The following is an 18,416-nucleotide window of genomic DNA, read 5'->3' as shown; positions in this document are numbered from 1 at the left end:
CCGGCCATCCAGTCACCGCATCCCGGACCGCCATGAAGATCACCCAGCTCGAAACCATCCGCCTCGGCGAATTCCCCAACATCCTCTGGGTGCGCCTGCACACCGACGAAGGCCTGGTCGGCCTCGGCGAGACCTTCATGGGCGCCGAGGCGGTCGAGGCCTACCTGCACGAGTGGGGCGCCCACAAGCTGCTGGGCACCGACCCGCTGGCGATCGAGGCGCGCAACCGCGACCTCACGGGCTACCTGGGGTGGCGCGGGTCGGGCGTGGAGACGCGTGGCAACTCGGCCGTGGACATCGCGCTGTGGGACCTGTTCGGCAAGGCCGCGAACATGCCGGTGCACACCGCGCTCGGCGGCAAGAGCCGCGACGCGATCCGCATCTACAACACCTGCGCGGGCTACCAGTACATCCGCAGCGCCGCCAACCAGACCAGTTCCAACTGGGGCATCGGCAACGCGGCCGGGCCCTATGAAGACCTGCAGGGCTTCCTGCACCATGCCGACGAGCTGGCCGAGTCGCTGCTGTCGGAGGGCATCACGGCGATGAAGATCTGGCCCTTCGACCCGGCGGCCGAGCGCAGCCATGGCCAGTACATCAGCAACGCCGACCTCGACGCGGCGCTCGAGCCCTTCCGCAAGATCCGCGGCGCGGTCGGCAAGCGCATGGACATCATGGTCGAGTTCCACAGCCTCTGGCGGCTGCCGATGGCGCAGAAGATCGCGCGCGCGCTGCAGGAGTTCGACACCTTCTGGCACGAGGATGCGATCCGCATGGACAGCCTCGACCTGTTGAAGCAGTACGCCGTCGACTGCAAGGCGCTGGTCTGCGCCAGCGAGACGCTGAGCTACAGGTGGGGCTTCAAGGACTACCTGCAGACCGGCGTGGCCGGCGTCGCGATGCTCGACCTGAGCTGGTGCGGCGGCCTCACCGAGGCGCGCAAGATCGCGGCCATGGCCGATGCCTGGCAGCTGCCGGTGGCGCCGCACGACTGCACCGGCCCGGTGGTGTGGGCCGCGTCGACCCACCTGAGCCTGCATGCGCCCAATGCGCTGATCCAGGAGAGCGTGCGCGCCTTCTTCACGGGCTGGTACCAGGGGCTGGTGACCGAGCTGCCGAAGGTCGAGAACGGCATGATCAGCCTCAACGACAAACCGGGGCTGGGGCTCGAGCTGCTGCCCGACCTGCACGAGCGCGCGGATGCGATGGTGCGGATCTCGAAGGCCTGAGCAGCCGCGTCTTCAGTCGGTGCGCAACCGCAGCAGCGCCCGCACGAAGCCGTGGTCCGAGCGCGAGCGGTCGCGCCCCTCGTGCAGGTGGTCGTTGAAGTAGTCCACGCGCCGCACGTCGCCCAGGCTGTGGCGGCTGCCGGCGATGAATTCCTCGCTCACCAGGATCTGGTCGAGCACCTCCGGGTAGCCCTGGTGCACGTGCGAATAGGCCACGTCCTTCTTGAGCGCGGCCTCGCCCTGCATCTCGTAGGCATTGAACAGCGCCACGTCGCGCGCCGCCTTGTCGTAGGCCACCTCGGAGGTGGCGGCCACGAGCTGCGTGGTCACGCTGTGCGGGTTGTCGTTGAAGTCGCCCATCACCACCAGCGGCACGTTGGTGCCTTGCAGCAGGTCGATCACGATGCAGCGCAGGGCCGCGGCCTCGGCGCCGCGCATCAGCAGCGAGCGCAGCGAGGCCATCGCGCCCACCTTGCGGTCGTCGCGGTCCTCGAGGTGGTTGCCCTGCGCATCCTGCAGGAACTTGGGCCGCTTCGACTTCAGGTGCACCGTCAGCACGTGCACCGGCTGGCCATGCTTCATGCGCAGCGTGGCCAGCAGCGGCGGACGCTCGAAGCGGGTGTGCGGCCCGAGGCCCGGCACCTCGACGCCGAAGCCCGGCGGGAAGTCGACGAAGGACTGGATGCGGTCGACCTTGAGCCGGGTGGCGATGCCCACGCGCGGCGTGCCCTGCGCGCCGGGGCGCGGCGGCTGGTCGGGTTGCGCGGGCGTGTTCTCGGCGCCGGGCACGGCCACGAAGTCGTAGCGCAGGCCGCTGCGGTGGATGGCGGCCTTCAGCGCCGCCTCGTCCCAGACCTCCTGCACCGCGAGCACGTCGGCATTGAGTGCATGGAAACGCTCGCCGAGCCAGTCGATCTTGCGCTCGTACTCGCGCTCGTTGTAGGCGTCCTGGTTCTCGTAGTACACGCGGTGCGGGTTCGCGAGATTGAGCAGATTGCAGGTGGCCACGAAGAGGGTGGCGAAGTTCGGCGGGATGGGCTGCATGGCAACGATTGTGTCCGGAAGGTGTTTCGGCCCCCGAACTGCCATGAAAAAGGGCGCCGAAGCGCCCTCTGTTCTGCGTGCGTCGTGCCTCAGCGGCCGAACGAACGGCCACCGCCGCCGCCCGAGCGGCCACCGCCGCCGTAGCCGCCGCCACCCGAACGGCCACCGCCGCCCGAACGGTTGCCGCCGCCGTAGCCACCGCCACCCGAGCGGCCACCGCGTCCGCGGCCGCCGCCCATGTGGTCGACGCTGGTGCGCAACGGATCGGGCTGGCCGGCCGCGCCGGCGATCGCCTCGGCGCGCAGGTGCGCGACCTGGTTGGCCTGGGTCGGGCTGTGGCTGTTGCCGTGATGGCGCGGCTGGCGCTCGTCGTGCGGCTGGTGGTTCTGCGCATGCGCCGCATGGTGATGCGGACGCGGCTGGGCCTGCGGGGCGCGGCCTTGCGGCGCGCGGTTGCCCGGACCCTGGCCCTGGCCGCGCGGGCCCTGCTGGCCGCCGCCGTTGGCAGCACGGCCCTGGCCCTGGCCCTGGCCGCCGCCACCGGCGCGGCGCTGGCCATTGCCACCACCGCCGCCCTGGCCGGCCTTGTTGTCGCGGATGCGCTGCATCATCTCGCTGCGCGCCGCCTTGGCTGCCGCCTGCATGACTTCGCGGCTCGGCGGACGGCCGGCGCCGCCCCAGATGGTCTGGCGGCCCATGGCGATGGGCTCGGCGCGCTCGCCTTCCTCGGGACCGAAGCCCTCGATGACCTGCACGGGGATCGTCTGCTTGGTGAAGCGCTCGATCTCCTGCATGAAGCCTTCCTCGTCGAGGCAGACGAAGCTCACGGCCTCGCCGCTCGAACCCGCGCGGCCGGTGCGGCCGATGCGGTGCACGTAGTCTTCGCTGACGTTCGGGATCTCGTAGTTCACGACGTGCGGCAGCTCGTCGATGTCGATGCCGCGGGCCGCGATGTCGGTGGCCACCAGGGCGCGGATGTCGCCGCTCTTGAAGCCGGCCAGCGCCTGGGTGCGCGCGCTCTGGCTCTTGTTGCCGTGCAGCGCCATCGCCTCGATGCCGTTCTTGGTGAGGAATTCGGCCACGCTGTTGGCGCCGAACTTGGTGCGGGTGAACACCAGCACCTGGCTCCACTGGTGCTCGTTGATGATGTGCGCGAGCAGCGCCTTCTTCTTGCCGCGGCCCACGGGGTGGATCACCTGGGTGATGCGCTGCACCGTGGTGTTGCGCGGCGTGACCTGGATGCTCTGCGGGTTGCGCAGCAGGCCGTTGGCCAGTTCGCGGATCTCGTCGCTGAAGGTGGCCGAGAACAGCAGGCTCTGCTTCTGGGCCGGCAGCAGCGCCAGCACCTTCTTCACGTCGTGGATGAAGCCCATGTCGAGCATGCGGTCGGCTTCGTCGAGCACCAGGATCTGCACGGTCGACAGGTCGAGCATGCCCTGCTGCTGCAGGTCGAGCAGGCGGCCGGGGGTGGCCACGAGGATGTCGACGCCGCGCTTGAGGCGGTCGATCTGCGGGTTCATGCCCACGCCGCCGAAGATCACGGTCGAGCCGAGCTGCAGGTACTTGCCGTAGTCGCGCACCGATTCCTCGACCTGGGCCGCGAGTTCGCGGGTCGGGGTGAGCACCAGGGCGCGGATGCCGATGCCGCCGAACTTGTTGGTGGCGCTGCGGCTCATGGTGAGCTTGTGCAGCATCGGCAGGGTGAAGGCGGCGGTCTTGCCGGTGCCGGTCTGGGCACCGCCGAGGAGGTCGTGGCCCTCGAGGACGGCCGGAATGGCCTGGGCCTGGATCGGGGTGGGGGTCTCGTAGCCCTGCTCGTGCACGGCCTTCAAGATGGCCGGAGCCAACTTCAGTTCATCAAAAGTCATTGTGTGAAACAACAAGCGCCATACACGGCGCGGTGACATCGGCCCGCTCGGCGTCTTTCGTTCTTGTGACGCGAGCCAGTCAAGGCTGATGAAGGTCAGGAGTGGGAGCCCGAAAAACCGACTTGCGGAAGGGTTTTCTTCGTCCCCGGCAGAGAGCCGGTGTGCGGGCAACTGGACCCGGCACGGTGGCGATTGTCGCATGAGTCGATAATCACTGCTTTTCGCGCTCCGTTTCCGCGATTCCGCGCGCCGGGCCTGCCGCCTTCCCCCGGGGTTCCGCCAGGGGCTCCTCCCAGGGGATTTCGGCTTGTTCCGGCTTTCGCCACCTCAGCAATCAGCAGTCCAACACAGAAGATGGCCCAGTACGTCTACACCATGAACAGAGTCTCCAAGACCGTGCCGCCCAAGCGGCAGATCTTGAAAGACATCTCGTTGTCCTTCTTTCCCGGCGCCAAGATCGGCGTGCTCGGCCTGAACGGCTCGGGCAAGTCCTCGCTGCTCAAGATCATGGCCGGCGTCGACAAGGAGATCGAGGGCGAGGCGATGCCCATGCCCGGCCTGTCGATCGGCTACCTCGAGCAGGAGCCCAAGCTCGATCCCGAGCACACCGTGCGCCAGGCCGTCGAGGAGGCCATGGGCGAGGTCAACGCCGCCAAGGCGCGCCTCGAGGAGATCTATGCCGCCTATGCCGAGGAAGGCGCCGACTTCGACGCGCTGGCGGCCGAGCAGGGCGAGCTCGAGGCGGTGATCGCCGCCGCGGGCACCGACTCCGAGCACCAGATCGAGATCGCGGCCGACGCGCTGCGCCTGCCGGCCTGGGACGCCAAGATCGGCCTGCTGTCGGGCGGCGAGAAGCGCCGCGTGGCGCTGTGCAAGCTGCTCTTGTCCAAGCCCGACATGCTGCTGCTCGACGAACCCACCAACCACCTGGACGCCGAATCGGTGGAATGGCTCGAGGTGTTCCTGCAGCGCTTCACGGGCACCGTGGTGGCCATCACCCACGACCGCTACTTCCTCGACAACGCCGCCGAGTGGATCCTCGAACTGGACCGCGGCCGCGGCATCCCGTGGAAGGGTAACTACAGCACCTGGCTCGAGCAGAAGGGCGAGCGCCTGGCGCAGGAGCAGAAGAGCGAGGAAGCCCACGCCAAGGCCCTGAAGAAGGAACTGGAATGGTCGCGCCAGAACCCGAAGGCACGCCAGGCCAAGAGCAAGTCGCGCCTGGCCCGCTTCGAGGAGCTGAGCGACGTCGAATACCAGAAGCGCAACGAAACGCAGGAGATCTTCATTCCCGTCGCCGAGCGCCTGGGCAGCCAGGTGATCGAGTTCAAGGACGTGAGCAAGAGCTTCGGCGACCGCCTGCTGATCGACAAGCTGAACTTCAACATCCCCGCGGGTGCCATCGTCGGCATCATCGGCCCGAACGGCGCCGGCAAGTCCACGCTGTTCAAGCTGATCGCCGGCAAGGAACAGCCCGACAGCGGCGAGGTCGTGATCGGCCAGACCGTGAAGATGGCCTTCGTCGACCAGTCGCGCGACGCGCTGGCCAACGACAAGACCGTGTGGGAAGACATCTCGAACGGCCTGGACATCATCAACGTCGGCAAGTTCCAGATGGCCAGCCGCGCCTACGCGGGCCGCTTCAACTTCAACGGCCAGGACCAGCAGAAGAAGGTCGGCAACCTGTCGGGCGGCGAACGCGGCCGGCTGCACCTGGCCAAGACGCTGATCCAGGGCGGCAACGTGCTGCTGCTGGACGAACCCTCGAACGACCTGGACGTGGAAACGCTGCGCGCGCTCGAGGACGCGCTGCTCGAGTACGCGGGCACCGTGCTGGTGATCAGCCATGACCGCTGGTTCCTCGACCGCATCGCCACCCACATCCTGGCCGCCGAAGGCGATTCGCAATGGGTGTTCTTCGACGGCAACTACCAGGAGTACGAAGCCGACAAGAAGAAGCGCCTGGGCGAAGAGGGCGCCAAGCCCAAGCGCGTGCGCTTCAAGGCCCTCAAGTAAGGCCCGCGCCGGCCCTCAAGCCGGCTCGACCAGGGCGCGCGGTTCCGCAAGGGGCCGCGCGCTTTTTTCATCGTCGGCCGCGAACACCTCGCGGGCGGCGCCCAGGCCGTTGAGCGCGGCCGGAAAGCCCGCGTAGACCGCCATCTGCATGATCACCTCGATCACTTCCTCGCGCGTCACGCCGACGTTGAGCGCGCCCTGGATGTGCACCTTGAGCTGCGGCGCGGCATTGCCCATGGCGGTGAGCGCGGCCACCACCGCGATCTCGCGCGAGCGCAGGTCCAGGCCGGGGCGCGAATAGACGTCGCCGAACGGGAACTCGATCAGCAGGCGCGCGAAGTCGGGTGCGATGTCGGCCAGGCCTTCGACGACCTTGATGCCGCCCTCACCGTCGATCTGCTGCAGTTTCGCGAGGCCGCGCGCGTAGCGCTCGCCGGTCGGCTGGCTGGTCGTCGTCGGATGGATGGGGTGCTGCATGTTTCTTCCTCTTCGTTGAAGCCGGGGCCTTGCCCGATGAAGAGGGACGCCGGGCCTCGATCCCGCGGTAGTGCTCGATCTTGTGCGCCAGCGCCTGCATCGATTGCTGCAGCGCCTCCACCTTCGAGCGAACCTCGGCGAGATGCGATTCGAGCATCGCGCGGCGTTCGCCGATGCTCGCGTCCCCCTGACTGCGAAGCCCGGCGAAGGCCTGCATGCCCTGGATGGGCATGCCGGTCTCGCGCAGGCGCAACAGGAAAGCAAGCCATTCCATGTCGCTGGCGGCATAGCGGCGCTGGCCGCCGGGCGCGCGCGACACGGCGGCGATCAGGCCGATGCGTTCGTAGTAGCGCAGCGTGTGGGCCGTGAGGCCGGTGCGCCGTGCCACTTCCGCGATGCTCAGGTTGCTTTCCATGGGGAGAATTCTCGAAGTTGGAGCGCGCTCTAAGTCAAGCGGTATCTGGAAGAAATCCGTTCAGGGCAGGAGTTCGGCCTCGATCCAGCCGCGCAGGCTGTTGACGAAGGCCAGCGCGCTCACGCGCGAGAGCTGGTCGCGCCGCACCGTCGCCTCGACCAGCCAACCCTCGGCCAGCCGTTGCGCGCGCCCGATGCCGGGCAGCAGGCCGCAGCGCAGCGGCGGCGTGACCCAGCGGCCGTCGTCCAGGCGCAGCGCGATGTTGCCGCGCGTGCATTCGGTGAGCTCGCCCTCGGGGTTCCACAGCAGCGTGTCGAAGGCCTCGGGCAGGGTCGGCGCGAAGGCCTCGTAGTGCGCGCGGCGCGTGGTCTTGAAGCGCGTGAACTCGCTGTGCGCCTCGTCGAAGGGGCGGTCGGCCAGCTGCAGCTTCACGCGGTGGGGCGCGGAGCCCATTTCATGCGCTTCGGCGCTTGGCTGGCCCCGTGCATCGAGCAGCAGGCGCACGCGCCAGGTGCCTTCGGCATGTGCGTCGCGCAGCGATTGCAGCGCTGCCTCGACGCGTGCTGCATTCCAGTCGAAGCCGAAGTGGGCGGCCGCGCCGGCCATGCGTTCGATGTGCAGCGGCGCATCGCGCAGCGTGCCGTCGACCAGCGCCAGCGTTTCGAGCAGTTCGAAGCCGGGTGCCTCGGCGACCGCGGCCGTGCCCAGGAAGGCTCGCTTGTGGCCCCACTCGGCCCATTCGGCGTCGGCCGTGGCATCGGCCGTGATGCCGCTGCCGATGCCGCAGCGCGCCTGGCCGCCGCGCAGGGTCACGGTGCGGATCGGCACGTTGAAGGTCGCATGCCCGCCGGGCCGCAGCACGCCGACCGCGCCGCAGTACACGCCGCGCGGCGCCTGCTCGAGCGCGTGGATCAGCCGCATCGCCGCCACCTTGGGCGCGCCCGTGACCGAGCCGCAGGGGAACAGCGCGTCGAACACGTCGACCAGCGAGGTGCCGGGGCGCACCGTGGCTTCCACGTCCGAGGTCATCTGCCACACGGTGGGCAGCGCCTCGGTGTGGAACAGCCGCGGCACGCGCACCGAGAACGGTTGCGCGATGCGCGACAGGTCGTTGCGCAGCAGGTCCACGATCATCACGTTCTCGGCCCGTTCCTTCGGCACGCTGCGCAGCCGCTGCGCCTGGGCCTCGTCCTCGGCCGGCGTGGCGCCGCGCGGCGCGGTGCCCTTCATCGGGCGCGCGAGGATGCGCTCGCCCTGCCAGTCGAAGAACAGCTCGGGCGACAGCGACAGCACCTGCTCCTCGCCGCTGTCGATGAAGGCCGCGTAGCCCGCGGGCTGGTTGCGGCGCAGCGCGGCGAACAGGGCCAGCGGGTCGCCAGCGTATTCGCCGAGCAGCGGCGCCGTGTGGTTGATCTGGTAGAGGCCGCCGGCGGCGATCGCCGCGTGGATGGCTTGCATCTGCCGGTCGAAGTCGGCGCGCGAGAGGCTGTCGCGCCAGGCGATCGGCGAACTGGCGGGCGGGGCCTTCTCGGGCCAGGGCAGGGCCAGGTCGTGCACGCCGAACCAGGCCAGTGGCCCGCCATCGCCCGCATGCGTCTCGAACGCGGCATCGAAGGCCGCGGCCGCCTCGTAGCGCAGGTAGCCCACGCACCAGTGGCCCGCGCGCGCCAGCGCCTCGGCCTGCGCGAGCACGGACCGCACCTCGGCCGGGCTGCGCGCCACGAGCGTGCGGGAAGGGGCGCCGAAAGCCAGGCGCAGCCGTTGCGCGCCATCGGTGCGCGGGGCGGCGAAGTCGATCAGGGTGGACACGGTGGGTCTTGGGGCAAAGGCAACGGCGCCCGCTGGCACCGTTTGCCGGTCAGCGCGGTGCGGAAGGCGAAGGCGGCGGTGGCATCTCGGGGCCGGCCGGCGCACCGGCGCCGCGCGCCAGCGCCCGCTTGCGCACCGCATAGATGTTGTTGCGCAGCGCATAGAGCTCGTCGGCGTACGACAGCGGCACCGCCACGCGGTTGACCACACGGTCGAGCTCGTCGAGCTCCTTCGTGAGCTCGGCCGGATCGCCGCGCTGGCCGTCGACCTTGCCCTCGATGTCGCGCAGCCGCGCATACCAGCGGAACACGCGGCGGCGCACGCGGAACTGGTAGAGCGGCGGCACCACGCGGCTCAGCGGCAGCATCAGCACCAGCAGGCCGCCGAGCACCAGCCACATGCGCTCGATCAGGTTGCTGGCCCAGAACGGCAGGTAGCGCTGCCAGAACGGCGGCGTGCCGTTGATGGCGCGGTCGCCCTCGGGGCTCACCGGCAGTTCGCTGGTGCGGGTGTTCGGGAAGTCGCGCGGCCGGTTGAACCAGCCGGCGCCGCCGTGCAGGTGCTGCGCCGCCTGCGCGAACAGCTGGCGCAGCGCGGGATGGGTGTCCTCGCGCGACAGCAGCGAGGTGGTGGCCGCGAGCAGCGACACGTCGCCGGCCGGCAGGTCCTTCGACAGGTCGACCACGCCGCGCGGCAGGGTCACGGCCGAGAGGAAGGGGAAGCGCCGCGTGTACGCATCGGCCTGCACGAAGTCCATGAGCCGGATGTCGTTCGCGCGCAGCAGCCGCTGCACCTGCGGCGACTGCGGCGCCGACGACAGCACGATCGCATCGAGCAGTCCGGCCTGCAGCGCCTCGGCGGCCGCGGACTGCTCGAGGTTCGACAGCAGCAGCGCATCGGGCGCGAGCCGGTTGGCCTCGAGCAGCCGGCCCATGAGTTCGGGCAGGCCGCTGCCGGGCATGTCGACGTTGACGCGCAGGCCGCGCAACTGGGTCAGCGAGGTCAGCGGGATCGGGGCGGGGGGCACGGCGGGTTGCGGTGCCGCGGCCTTCTTGCGTGCGGCGCCGTGGCGGCCCTTGGCGGCGGCCTGGGCCGCCTTCTTCGCCTTCTCGGCCTCCGCCGCCTGCTGCGCGATCACGCTGTCGGGCGCGCGCGTGATCGCGTCGGGCCGATAGAACAGCCAGACCGGCTCGAAGAACAGGCTGCCGAGCGAACTGAGCCCGGCTTCGTCGTCGGCCACCGGGTCGGCGCTGCCGCCACGCACGAAGCCCACGTCGGCCTCGCCCTTGCGCAGCAGCTCGAGGTTCTCCGACGAGCCCGAGGTCGGCTTGAGCACGACCTCGATGCCGCTCGTCTTCAGCGCCTCGGCGTAGCGCTTGCCGAACTGCGCGTAGGCGCTGCCCGTGGGGCCGGTGGCCAGCGTGACCTGCTTGGGCGGCTGCGGCTGCAGCCACCAGTAGGCGGCGATCAACAGGCCGATCACGAGGAACAGGATCGGGCCGGCGGAGGCGACCAGGTCGCGGATCGACAGCAGGATCAGCTTGAGGGTTCTCGGGAAGGCCATGGTGTCTCGCTCGTGAGGTCAGCGCGGCGCGGTGCCGAGCTCGGCGGCCGAGGGGATGTGCAGCTCGCCGACCGTCACCGAGCGCGCCGCCAGCACCGCGCGCAGGGTGGCGCGCGCGGCGACCTCGGCCGCCATGGTGCTGAGCACCGTCATGCCCGGGCCGTCGGCCGCCAGCGGCACGCGGCCGGTGGCGAGCGCGAACAGGGTGTCGCCGTCGCTCATGGTGTGCACGGGGTTGATGGCGCGCGCCAGGCCGTCGTGCGCCACGGTCGCGAGCCGGTTGGCCTGCACCTTGGTCAGCACCGCGTCGGTGGCGATCACGCCGATGGTGGTGTTGGTGCCGGCCAGCAGCGGCTTGGGCAGGTCGCCGCGCAGCAGGGCGCGGCGCGTGTCGAGCAGCGCGCGGCCGTCCTCGGTGCGCGCGCCGGCCACGGGCAGCGCGGTGTCGGGATCGATCACGTCGCCGAGCGAATTGACCGCGATCAGCGCGCCGACCGTGACGCCGCCGACCGTGACCGAGGCGGTGCCGATGCCGCCCTTCATCGCGCGCTGCACGCCGAACAGCTTGCCCACCAGCGCGCCGGTGCCGGCGCCCACGTTGCCTTCGGCCGGCGCGTCGCGACCCGCTGCCTCGCAGGCGGCATAGCCGGCCGCGGCATCGGGCCGGATGCGGGCATCGCCCATCGGCAGGTCGAACAGCACCGCGGCGGGCACGATCGGCAGGGTGCCGAAGCGCACGTCCATGCCCACGCCGCGCTCCTCGAGCCAGCGCATCGCGCCCTCGGCCGCGGCCAGGCCCCAGGCGCTGCCGCCCGCGAGCATCACGGCGTGCACCTGCTGCACCAGGTTGCCGGGCGCGAGCAGGTCGGTCTCGCGCGTGCCGGGCGCGGCGCCGCGCACCTCGACCCCGGCCACCGCGCCTTCGCGCGCGATGATCACGGTGCAGCCGGTGGGCCGGCGGGTGTCGGAGAAGTGGCCGACCTCGATGCCGGCGACGTCGGTGATGGCACCGTCGGAAGAGGAGGGGGAAGCGTGGGAAGGCGTGGCTGACATGGCGGCCGATTATGGAACCATGCCGCGCGGCCCCTACGATGGGCGCCATGACAGTTGAAAGAAGTGGTTTCCAGTCCGGCGCGCGGCGCCATGCGGTGGTGATCGGCGCGGGCGCCGTCGGCAGCGCCACCGCCATCGAGGCCTTGCGCGCGGGCCTGCGCGTCACCGTGGTCGAGCCGGGCGAGCCCGGCGCGCCGCAGGCCACCAGCTACGGCAACGCGGGCTGGCTCTCCTCGCATTCGGTGGTGCCGCCCGCGCTGCCGGGCGCCTGGCGCAAGGTGCCGGGCTGGCTGGCCGATCCGCTCGGCCCGCTGGCGGTGCGCTGGCCCTACCTGCCGCGCGCGCTGCCCTGGCTGCTGCGCTACCTGGCCTCGGGCGCCACCGAGGCGCGCGTGCAGCGCATCGCCGACGCGTTGCGCACCTTGCTGGTCGACGCGCCCGCGCTGCATGCGCGGCTGGCGACGGAGGCCGGCGTGCCACAACTGATCGAGCAGCGCGGCCTGCTGCATGCCTACCGCTCGCGCGCCGAGTTCGAGGGCGATGCGCTGGCCTGGCGCGTGCGTGCGCGCACCGGCGTGCGATGGAGCGAATGGGGCGCCGACGAGCTGCGAAGGCAGGAGCCCGACCTCGATGCGCGCTACACGCTGGGCATCCACGTCGGCGAGGCCGGCCACTGCCGCGACCCGGGCGCCTACGTGGCGGCGCTGGCCGCGCATGCGCGTGCGCTCGGCGCCGAACGCGTGGCGGCACGCGCCACCGGTTTCCGCATCGAGGGCGGCCGGCTGCGCGCCGTGCGCACCGAGGTCGGCGAGGTCGCCTGCGACACCGCCGCGGTCTGCGCCGGCGCGCGCTCGGGCGCCCTGGCCGCCGCGGCCGGCTCGCCGGTGCCGCTGGAATCGGAGCGCGGCTACCACGTCGTGCTGCCGAAGGCCGCGGTGGGCCCGCGCACGCCGGTGATGGTGGCCGACGGCAAGCTCATCGCGCACTGGATGAACGGCGGCCTGCGCGCCGCTGGCCAGGTCGAGATCGCGGGGCTCGAGGCCGCGCCCGACTGGCGCCGCGCCGAGATCCTGCACGCGCACCTGCGCTCGATGTTTCCCGCGCTCGCCGACGCGCCGCCCGAAGGGGCCGAGGTGCAGCGCTGGCTCGGCCATCGCCCGAGCCTGCCCGACGGCCTGCCCTGCATCGGCCCCGCCGCCGGCAGCGCCGACGTGGTGCTGGCCTTCGGCCATGGGCACGTGGGGCTGTGCGGCTCGGCGCGCACCGGGCGGCTGGCGGCGCAGGCGATGGCGGGGCTGGCGCCGGAGATCGCGCTGGCGGCGTTCGATCCGAGGCGCTTCGGGGCGTAGCGCGGTTCGCCGTCAGTCGGACGAAGAGGGCCAGCCCGTGGGGTCGCGGCGCTGATGCATGCAGCTCAGCACGACCACACGATCGAACTCGACGAGATAAAAGACGGAATAGGGGAAGCGCCGCAGGTGGGCCCGGCGAACGTCTTCCCAGACCAGCGGCGCGCCTTCGGGCTGTCGCGCGATCCGGTGCACCACGGCCTCGACGCTGCGCGCGAACTCCGCGCCCAGACCGGCGCGCTGCATTTCGTACCAGCCCTGCGCGTCCTGCAACTGACGCAGGGCGCTTTCCCGAAAAACGATGTCCAGCAAGGTCAGAGCTTCAGCGATGCCTTGACCTGGTCCCAGGGCACGACCGCCTGCGGGTCGGCGCGATGTTCCGCGCGGCGGCGTGCGACCTCTTCCTGTTCGCGCGCGCTCAGCCTTTGCGATTCGGCATCGCGCGCCACGCTGTCCCACAGTTCTTCGGCCAGCTCGATGCGTTCCGCCATGCTCAGCGAAGAAAGAGCCTGCTGCAGATCGGAGCTTCCCAATTCGATCTCCCGAAAGTGGATCAACGCATCATTTTAGGCAGGCGTGCCCGAAGCCCGAAGGCCCTCAGTTCGCAGGTGCGATCGACAACACCGTGAGCGCCCCATCGACCTTGTCGGCCGTGAACCGCACCTTGTCGCCGGGCTTCACCTGCGTGAGCAGCGCCGGGTCCTTCACGCGGAAGACCATGGTCATGCCGGTCATCTCGAGGTTGGGGATGTCGCCATGGCGCAGGGTGATCTTGTTCGCCTCGGTGTCGATCTTGCGGACCTCGCCCTCGACGGGCGGCAGGGCCGCCTGCGCGAAGGCAACAGCGGCGAACAGGGTGGCGCACAGGGCGGTGAACAGCTTCTTCATGGCGGTCGGTCTTTCTTGCAAGGGGATCGGAGGATTCATCGATAGCTCTGGAACACGCGCGTGCCGCCATCGGCCAGCACCAGCAGCACGTCGTAGGGATCGCGCTGGTCGCCATAGGCCGGACCGTCCATGCCCGGCGAGCCGACCGGCATGCCGGGCACGGCGAGGCCCACGGCCCTGGGCTTCTCCTTGAGCAGGCGCTGGATCTCGCGCGCGGGCACATGGCCCTCGATGGCGTAGCCGCCGACCTGGCCCGTGTGGCACGAGCCCAGCTTCTCGGGCAGGCCCAGGCGCTTGCGCGCGGCCGCGTTGCCTTCGTCGTGCACGCGCGTGGCGAAGCCGTTCCTGTTGAGGTGCTTGACCCAGTCCTGGCAGCAGCCGCAGTTCGGGTCCTTCCAGATCTCGACCATCGGCGCCGCGGCGCGCGCCGCGAACGGCAGGGCGGCGGTGGACGCCAGGGCCAGCATCAGTCGTCTTCTTTGCATGGGAGCTCCTTTGGGTTGTCAGGATTTGCCGGCGGCGGGCAGCACGCGCACGCGGCCGGCCATGCCGAGTTCGTAGTGGTCCTTCACCAGGCAGGCGAAGTCGAAGTCGCCGGCGCGGTTGAAAGTCCAGACCAGCTCGCCGGTCCGGCCCGGCGGCACGTGCGCCATCCAGGGCTCGTCGTGCTCCATGCCGGGGAATTTCTTCATCATGGCCGCGTGGGCCTCGATCTCGGCCGTGGTGCCGAGCACGAGCTCGTGCAGATCCTTGCCTTTGTTCTTCAGGCGCAGGCGCAGCGTGTCGCCTTCGCGCACCTCGATCACCGAGGGCGTGAACGTCATGTCGTCGGCCATCGCGATGTCGATGGTGCGCTTCACGGCGCCGGGCTTGCCGACGATGCCCCAGGGCTTCTGCTCGGGCGCGAGTTCGGCCGCGCCCTTGGGCCTGGCGACGTGGTTCTCGTGCGCCGGCGCGGTGGTGGCGAAGGCCGCGAGCGCGAGGCCGGCGGCAACCCGTGCGAGTGTCTTGTTCATGGATGGAACTCCAAAATGAAAGGGGATGAGCGGATTCAGTGCTGGTGCGCGCCATGCCCCGAGGGCTTGCGCACGCTGGCATCGGGCTCGGTGGCCGATGGCGCCGGTGCCTTCGCGCGCGGGGCCGGCGGCACGTTGGCGTCGGGCACTTCGCGCGCGACCGTGCCCGGCGGATGCTTGAACCAGCCCGGGTCGCGGTAGTCGCCGGGCTTCTGATCACGGCGCACCTTGAGCAGCGTGAACATGCCGCCCATCTCGGCCGAACCGAAGGGGCCGGTGCCGGTCATCATCGGCACCGTGTTGTCGGGAATGGGCATCTCCATCTCGCCCATGTCGGCCATGCCCTTGTCGCCCATCACCATGTAGTCGGGCACCAGCTTCCTGATCTTCTCGGCCACGCCCTTGTGGTCCACGCCGATCATGGTCGGCACCTCGTGGCCCATCGGCCCCATGGTGTGGTGCGCCTTGTGGCAGTGCAGCGCCCAGTCGCCTTCCTCGTCGGCGATGAACTCCATCTGCCGCATCTGGCCCACCGCCACGTCGACCGACACCTCGGGCCAGCGCGCGGTGCGCGGCACGGGCCCGCCGTCGGTGCCGGTCACCTCGAACTCGTGGCCGTGGATGTGGATCGGGTGGTTGGTCATCGTGAGGTTGCCCGCGCGGATGCGCACGCGATCTCCGCGGCGCACGTTGAGCGTGTCGATGGCCGGGAACACGCGGCTGTTGAAGCTCCAGATGTTGAAGTCGGTCATGGTGTTGACCTTGGGCGTGGCGCTGCCGGGCTCCACGTCGAAGCTGCCGAGCAGGAAGCAGAAGTCGCGATCGACCTTCTCGATCAGCGAGTGATCGGCCTTCGGGTGCGTGACCCAGAAACCCATCATCCCCATGGCCATCTGCACCATCTCGTCGGCATGCGGGTGGTACATGAAGGTGCCGGGCCGGCGCGCCGTGAACTCGTAGACGAAGGTCTTGCCTGGCGGAATGTGCGGCTGCGTGATGCCGCCCACGCCGTCCATGCCGTTGGGCAGGCGCTGGCCGTGCCAGTGCACCGTGGTGTGCTCGGGCAGCCGGTTGGTCACGAAGATGCGGACCCTGTCGCCTTCCACCACCTCGATGGTCGGGCCGGGCGACTGGCCGTTGTAGCCCCACATGTTGACCTTGAAGCCCGGTGCCATCTCGCGCACCACGGGCTCGGCGACCAGGTGGAATTCCTTGACGCCGGCGTTCATGCGCCAGGGCAGGGTCCAGCCGTTGAGCGTGACGACGGGGTTGTAGGGCCGGCCGTTCGGTGGCACCAGCGGCGGCGCGGTGGCGGTGGAGCCCTGCGAGACGGGTTCGGGCAGCGCGGCCATCGACACGCGGCTGACGGTGGTGGCGGCGACGGCGGTTGCCGCGCCGGCGAAGAAGTTTCGACGGTTCATTTCAGTGGCCTCCCGCCGCGGGGGCGTCCGTGGCGGCCGCGGTCTGCAGCGCCGTCATGCCGCCGGGCGAGCTGCCCGTGAGCACCAGCTGCAGATCGGTGTCCGCCAGCCAGAAATCGCGCTGCGCCTCGATGCCCGCGTTCACCGCGAGCATGCTGGCGCGGGTTTCGCCGAGCAGTTCCCAGACGCTGGCGAGCATGCCGTTGTAGCGAAGGACCATCTCTTCGTTGACCTTCTTGCGCAGCGGCAGTACCTCGTCGCGGTAACGGCGGGCGATGCCGTAGGCGGTGTTCCAGCCCTGCCACGCCTCGCGCGCCTCGCTCGCGGCGAGCACCCCCACGTCGCGCACGCGGGCGGCCGACTGCAGGTACTGCGCCTCGGCACGGCCGTTGCGCGACTGGCCCCAGTCGAAGATCGGAATGGGCAGGTCGAGCTCGAAGCCTCGCTTGGTTTTCTGCGTGCGGTCGGCGTCGTTGTCGAAGGTGGTGTTGCGCACCACGCCCAGCTCCATCGCGTTGATCACGCTGGTGGCGTGCGTGAGGCCGAGCGAGCCGGCCACGGCCGTGTTCTGCGCCTGCGCCGAGCGCACGTCGAGCCGGTCGCGCAGCGCGCGCGCCTGCACGTCGCCGAGCTCGGGCGCGGCCTGGGGCAGCGGCGGCAGGCGGTCGGGCAGGGTGTAGGCGGTGCGCTCCCCAGCGAGGCCCAGCAGCCGCGTGAGCTGCTCGCGCGAGGCCACGGCGGCCTGCTCGGCGCGCGCGAGCTGGGCCGCGGCATCGGCCAGCAGCAGCTGTTCGCGCGTGCGTTGCAGCGCGCTCCAGTTGCCGACCTGGGCCATGCGGTGCGCGAGCTCGGCGCCGGCCTCGGCCGCCTCCCTGGCATCGCGCAGGTAGGCCACGCTCTGCTGCGCCGCCACCGCGCGCACCCAGGCGCGGCGCGTGTCGGCGGCCAGCAGCAGCACGCTCTGCGCGGCCTGCAGCTTGGCGGCCTCGTGGCGCTGGCCGGCCCAGCGCGCCTGCCACGGCAGCGTGACCAGGCCGATCACGTTGAAGCTCAGCATGCGCTCGAATTCGCGCTCGCGACCCTGCGCCAGCCGGCTGAACGAGAGCACCGGGTTCGGCAGGCTCGCGGCCTGCACGCGGTCGGCGTCGCTCAGCTGCAGGGTGGCGAAGGCGTCCTGCACGCGCGGGCCGTTGACGAGCGCGATGCGCACGGCGGCCTCGGCGTCGAGCGGCCTGGCGAGCAGCGCATCGACGCTTTTGCGCGAAGCCTCGTCGGGCATGCGCTGGGCCGGCTGGCCCGCCATCAGGGGATTGCCCGCGACCAGGGCCTGTACGTCGGCCGTGCCGCCGTCGGGCGAGAGGCTGGCGCAGCCGGCCAGAAACAGGGCACTGGCGAATGCGAGGGCGCGCCGGGGCAGCGCGTCAGCTGTTCGACAGCGAAAGGGAAAGGGGCCGGCCAGGTGCCGGCGAACGATGGGGTTCACGCTCGATCTCCATGAGCAATACGATCGACGCCGCGAGCCGGCAAGGGCTCACCGCGGACGGACTACGGGCAGGGAGATCAGGAAATGGGCGGCTTCAGGCCCAGGAAGGGCTCGGTGCTCGCGAAGCGAGCCGCCGGGGCCGCGGGGGCGGCCTGGGGGGCATCGTGCGCGATGCCCGGGAGTTCGGTGCCGCCGAGCGCGACCGAATGGCAGACCTGGCAGGCGGTGCAGGTGCCGCAACCCTGGTGGCTGGCGTGGTCGCTGTCGTCACCATGGCCATCGGCCATCGCGTGGTCTTCGTGCGATGCGCCGTCCATGGCGCTCATGGCCATGTCGCCCGCCTCGTGGCAGTGCGCCTCGGTGGCCGCCTGTGCCGCGCCGGCGACGGCCTCGGCCGCGGGCATCGAATGCCGCACCATCTCGATCGCCATCGCGTCGCCGAGCCAGCCGCGAACCGGCAGCAGGGCGATCATGAGGGCGAGGAACAGGGTGCGCATGGAGGGCCGATGATAAACCGCGTGCCTCAGCCGCCGAGCTGCGCGCGGGCCTTGTCCACCCACAGCGACAGGTTGTCGAGCAAATCTTTCTGGCTGAACGAGCAGCTTTCCTCACTGAACAGCGCGCTCGATTCGAGCCGGTCGAGCAGGTTCAGCAGCACCTCGCCGTAGCGCGGCGGCAGGGCGGCCAGCAGCGCGGCGCTGCCGCGTGCCTGGTCCGACAGCAGGCCGGCGGGGCCGCCGCCCTGGCGGCGCAGCGCGTCGATGTGCCCGGCGATGGTGTCGAGCTG

The 18,416-nt window shown here is 70.6% G+C and carries 19 protein-coding genes; 3 read left to right on the top strand and 16 right to left on the bottom strand.

The window, feature by feature from the left end:
• Positions 1–32: 32 nt before the first annotated feature.
• On the top strand, positions 33–1,229 hold the full coding sequence (locus tag ACODT0_RS32785) for a mandelate racemase/muconate lactonizing enzyme family protein (RefSeq protein ID WP_479670438.1): 1,197 nt from the start codon (positions 33–35) through the stop codon (positions 1,227–1,229).
• A gap of 12 nt (positions 1,230–1,241) precedes the next feature.
• On the opposite strand, the gene ACODT0_RS32780 is transcribed toward ACODT0_RS32785, so the two are convergent.
• Together ACODT0_RS32780 and ACODT0_RS32775 are read right to left on the bottom strand one after the other, a co-directional pair.
• Positions 1,242–2,273 carry an endonuclease/exonuclease/phosphatase family protein gene (locus ACODT0_RS32780; RefSeq protein WP_479670437.1) on the bottom strand — a complete coding sequence of 344 codons (1,032 nt, stop codon included), beginning with the start codon at positions 2,271–2,273 and terminating at the stop codon, positions 1,242–1,244.
• 89 nt (positions 2,274–2,362) lie between these two features.
• Entirely contained in the window at positions 2,363–4,141 is a 1,779-nt protein-coding gene (locus tag ACODT0_RS32775) for a DEAD/DEAH box helicase (RefSeq protein ID WP_057598230.1), read from the bottom strand.
• A gap of 354 nt (positions 4,142–4,495) precedes the next feature.
• On the opposite strand from ACODT0_RS32775, the gene ettA reads away from it, so the two are divergent.
• Positions 4,496–6,157: an energy-dependent translational throttle protein EttA gene (ettA, locus tag ACODT0_RS32770; protein WP_057597366.1), complete on the top strand. Its 1,662-nt coding sequence runs from the start codon at positions 4,496–4,498 to the stop codon at positions 6,155–6,157.
• A 15-nt stretch (positions 6,158–6,172) separates the two neighbouring features.
• Here ettA and ACODT0_RS32765 read toward each other — a convergent pair whose 3' ends face one another.
• The 5 genes from ACODT0_RS32765 to ACODT0_RS32745 are packed head-to-tail and all read right to left on the bottom strand — an operon-like array spanning position 6,173 to position 11,475.
• Positions 6,173–6,634: a carboxymuconolactone decarboxylase family protein gene (locus tag ACODT0_RS32765; protein WP_057597367.1), complete on the bottom strand. Its 462-nt coding sequence runs from the start codon at positions 6,632–6,634 to the stop codon at positions 6,173–6,175.
• Positions 6,543–7,049, bottom strand: a complete 507-nt coding sequence (locus ACODT0_RS32760; protein WP_489043171.1) for a MerR family transcriptional regulator — start codon at positions 7,047–7,049, stop codon at positions 6,543–6,545. Before ACODT0_RS32760 ends, ACODT0_RS32765 begins: the two co-directional genes overlap by 92 nt.
• A 60-nt stretch (positions 7,050–7,109) precedes the next feature.
• Entirely contained in the window at positions 7,110–8,858 is a 1,749-nt protein-coding gene (pabB, locus tag ACODT0_RS32755) for an aminodeoxychorismate synthase component I (protein WP_489043170.1), read from the bottom strand.
• 49 nt (positions 8,859–8,907) lie between these two features.
• Positions 8,908–10,422 (bottom strand): TAXI family TRAP transporter solute-binding subunit, encoded by a 1,515-nt coding sequence (locus tag ACODT0_RS32750; protein ID WP_261214472.1) that lies wholly within the window; start codon positions 10,420–10,422, stop codon positions 8,908–8,910.
• A gap of 18 nt (positions 10,423–10,440) precedes the next feature.
• Positions 10,441–11,475 (bottom strand): P1 family peptidase, encoded by a 1,035-nt coding sequence (locus ACODT0_RS32745; RefSeq protein ID WP_489043169.1) that lies wholly within the window; start codon positions 11,473–11,475, stop codon positions 10,441–10,443.
• A gap of 47 nt (positions 11,476–11,522) precedes the next feature.
• Here ACODT0_RS32745 and ACODT0_RS32740 point away from each other — a divergent pair, with 47 nt between their 5' ends.
• Positions 11,523–12,824 (top strand): NAD(P)/FAD-dependent oxidoreductase, encoded by a 1,302-nt coding sequence (locus tag ACODT0_RS32740; RefSeq protein ID WP_422096395.1) that lies wholly within the window; start codon positions 11,523–11,525, stop codon positions 12,822–12,824.
• A gap of 12 nt (positions 12,825–12,836) precedes the next feature.
• On the opposite strand, the gene ACODT0_RS32735 is transcribed toward ACODT0_RS32740, so the two are convergent.
• From ACODT0_RS32735 to ACODT0_RS32695, 9 genes are all read right to left on the bottom strand, one after another.
• Positions 12,837–13,133, bottom strand: coding sequence for a type II toxin-antitoxin system RelE/ParE family toxin (locus tag ACODT0_RS32735; protein WP_057597372.1), 297 nt, complete (start codon positions 13,131–13,133; stop codon positions 12,837–12,839).
• Between the two features lie 2 nt (positions 13,134–13,135).
• On the bottom strand, positions 13,136–13,354 hold the full coding sequence (locus ACODT0_RS32730; RefSeq protein WP_412179907.1) for an addiction module protein: 219 nt from the start codon (positions 13,352–13,354) through the stop codon (positions 13,136–13,138).
• Between the two features lie 64 nt (positions 13,355–13,418).
• Positions 13,419–13,709: a copper-binding protein gene (locus tag ACODT0_RS32725; protein ID WP_057597373.1), complete on the bottom strand. Its 291-nt coding sequence runs from the start codon at positions 13,707–13,709 to the stop codon at positions 13,419–13,421.
• A gap of 35 nt (positions 13,710–13,744) precedes the next feature.
• Positions 13,745–14,194 carry a DUF411 domain-containing protein gene (locus ACODT0_RS32720; RefSeq protein WP_057597374.1) on the bottom strand — a complete coding sequence of 150 codons (450 nt, stop codon included), beginning with the start codon at positions 14,192–14,194 and terminating at the stop codon, positions 13,745–13,747.
• A gap of 18 nt (positions 14,195–14,212) precedes the next feature.
• A complete protein-coding gene (locus ACODT0_RS32715; RefSeq protein ID WP_489043168.1) occupies positions 14,213–14,725 on the bottom strand; it encodes a cupredoxin domain-containing protein in 513 nt (170 codons plus the stop codon).
• A gap of 35 nt (positions 14,726–14,760) precedes the next feature.
• A complete protein-coding gene (locus tag ACODT0_RS32710; protein ID WP_489043167.1) occupies positions 14,761–16,146 on the bottom strand; it encodes a multicopper oxidase family protein in 1,386 nt (461 codons plus the stop codon).
• A 1-nt stretch (position 16,147) separates the two neighbouring features.
• Positions 16,148–17,629 (bottom strand): TolC family protein, encoded by a 1,482-nt coding sequence (locus ACODT0_RS32705; protein ID WP_489043166.1) that lies wholly within the window; start codon positions 17,627–17,629, stop codon positions 16,148–16,150.
• Between the two features lie 77 nt (positions 17,630–17,706).
• Entirely contained in the window at positions 17,707–18,126 is a 420-nt protein-coding gene (locus ACODT0_RS32700; RefSeq protein ID WP_057596473.1) for a hypothetical protein, read from the bottom strand.
• 26 nt (positions 18,127–18,152) lie between these two features.
• Positions 18,153–18,404: a hypothetical protein gene (locus ACODT0_RS32695; RefSeq protein WP_371268778.1), complete on the bottom strand. Its 252-nt coding sequence runs from the start codon at positions 18,402–18,404 to the stop codon at positions 18,153–18,155.
• Between the last annotated feature and the right edge of the window lie 12 nt (positions 18,405–18,416).

It is taken from the genome of Variovorax sp. FG153 (assembly GCF_057809595.1).
The sequence above is the reverse complement of the archived record's forward strand: the minus strand, read 5'-3'. Positions and strand labels throughout refer to the sequence as shown.

Coding starts and splice junctions, on each gene's coding strand:
- ACODT0_RS32785 (WP_479670438.1), top strand. CDS start 33: ATGAAGATCACCCAGCTCGAAACCATCCGCCTCGGCGAATTCCCCAAC.
- ACODT0_RS32780 (WP_479670437.1), bottom strand. CDS start 2,273: ATGCAGCCCATCCCGCCGAACTTCGCCACCCTCTTCGTGGCCACCTGC.
- ACODT0_RS32775 (WP_057598230.1), bottom strand. CDS start 4,141: ATGACTTTTGATGAACTGAAGTTGGCTCCGGCCATCTTGAAGGCCGTG.
- ettA (WP_057597366.1), top strand. CDS start 4,496: ATGGCCCAGTACGTCTACACCATGAACAGAGTCTCCAAGACCGTGCCG.
- ACODT0_RS32765 (WP_057597367.1), bottom strand. CDS start 6,634: ATGCAGCACCCCATCCATCCGACGACGACCAGCCAGCCGACCGGCGAG.
- ACODT0_RS32760 (WP_489043171.1), bottom strand. CDS start 7,049: ATGGAAAGCAACCTGAGCATCGCGGAAGTGGCACGGCGCACCGGCCTC.
- ACODT0_RS32750 (WP_261214472.1), bottom strand. CDS start 10,422: ATGGCCTTCCCGAGAACCCTCAAGCTGATCCTGCTGTCGATCCGCGAC.
- ACODT0_RS32745 (WP_489043169.1), bottom strand. CDS start 11,475: ATGTCAGCCACGCCTTCCCACGCTTCCCCCTCCTCTTCCGACGGTGCC.
- ACODT0_RS32740 (WP_422096395.1), top strand. CDS start 11,523: ATGACAGTTGAAAGAAGTGGTTTCCAGTCCGGCGCGCGGCGCCATGCG.
- ACODT0_RS32725 (WP_057597373.1), bottom strand. CDS start 13,709: ATGAAGAAGCTGTTCACCGCCCTGTGCGCCACCCTGTTCGCCGCTGTT.
- ACODT0_RS32720 (WP_057597374.1), bottom strand. CDS start 14,194: ATGCAAAGAAGACGACTGATGCTGGCCCTGGCGTCCACCGCCGCCCTG.
- ACODT0_RS32715 (WP_489043168.1), bottom strand. CDS start 14,725: ATGAACAAGACACTCGCACGGGTTGCCGCCGGCCTCGCGCTCGCGGCC.
- ACODT0_RS32710 (WP_489043167.1), bottom strand. CDS start 16,146: ATGAACCGTCGAAACTTCTTCGCCGGCGCGGCAACCGCCGTCGCCGCC.
- ACODT0_RS32700 (WP_057596473.1), bottom strand. CDS start 18,126: ATGCGCACCCTGTTCCTCGCCCTCATGATCGCCCTGCTGCCGGTTCGC.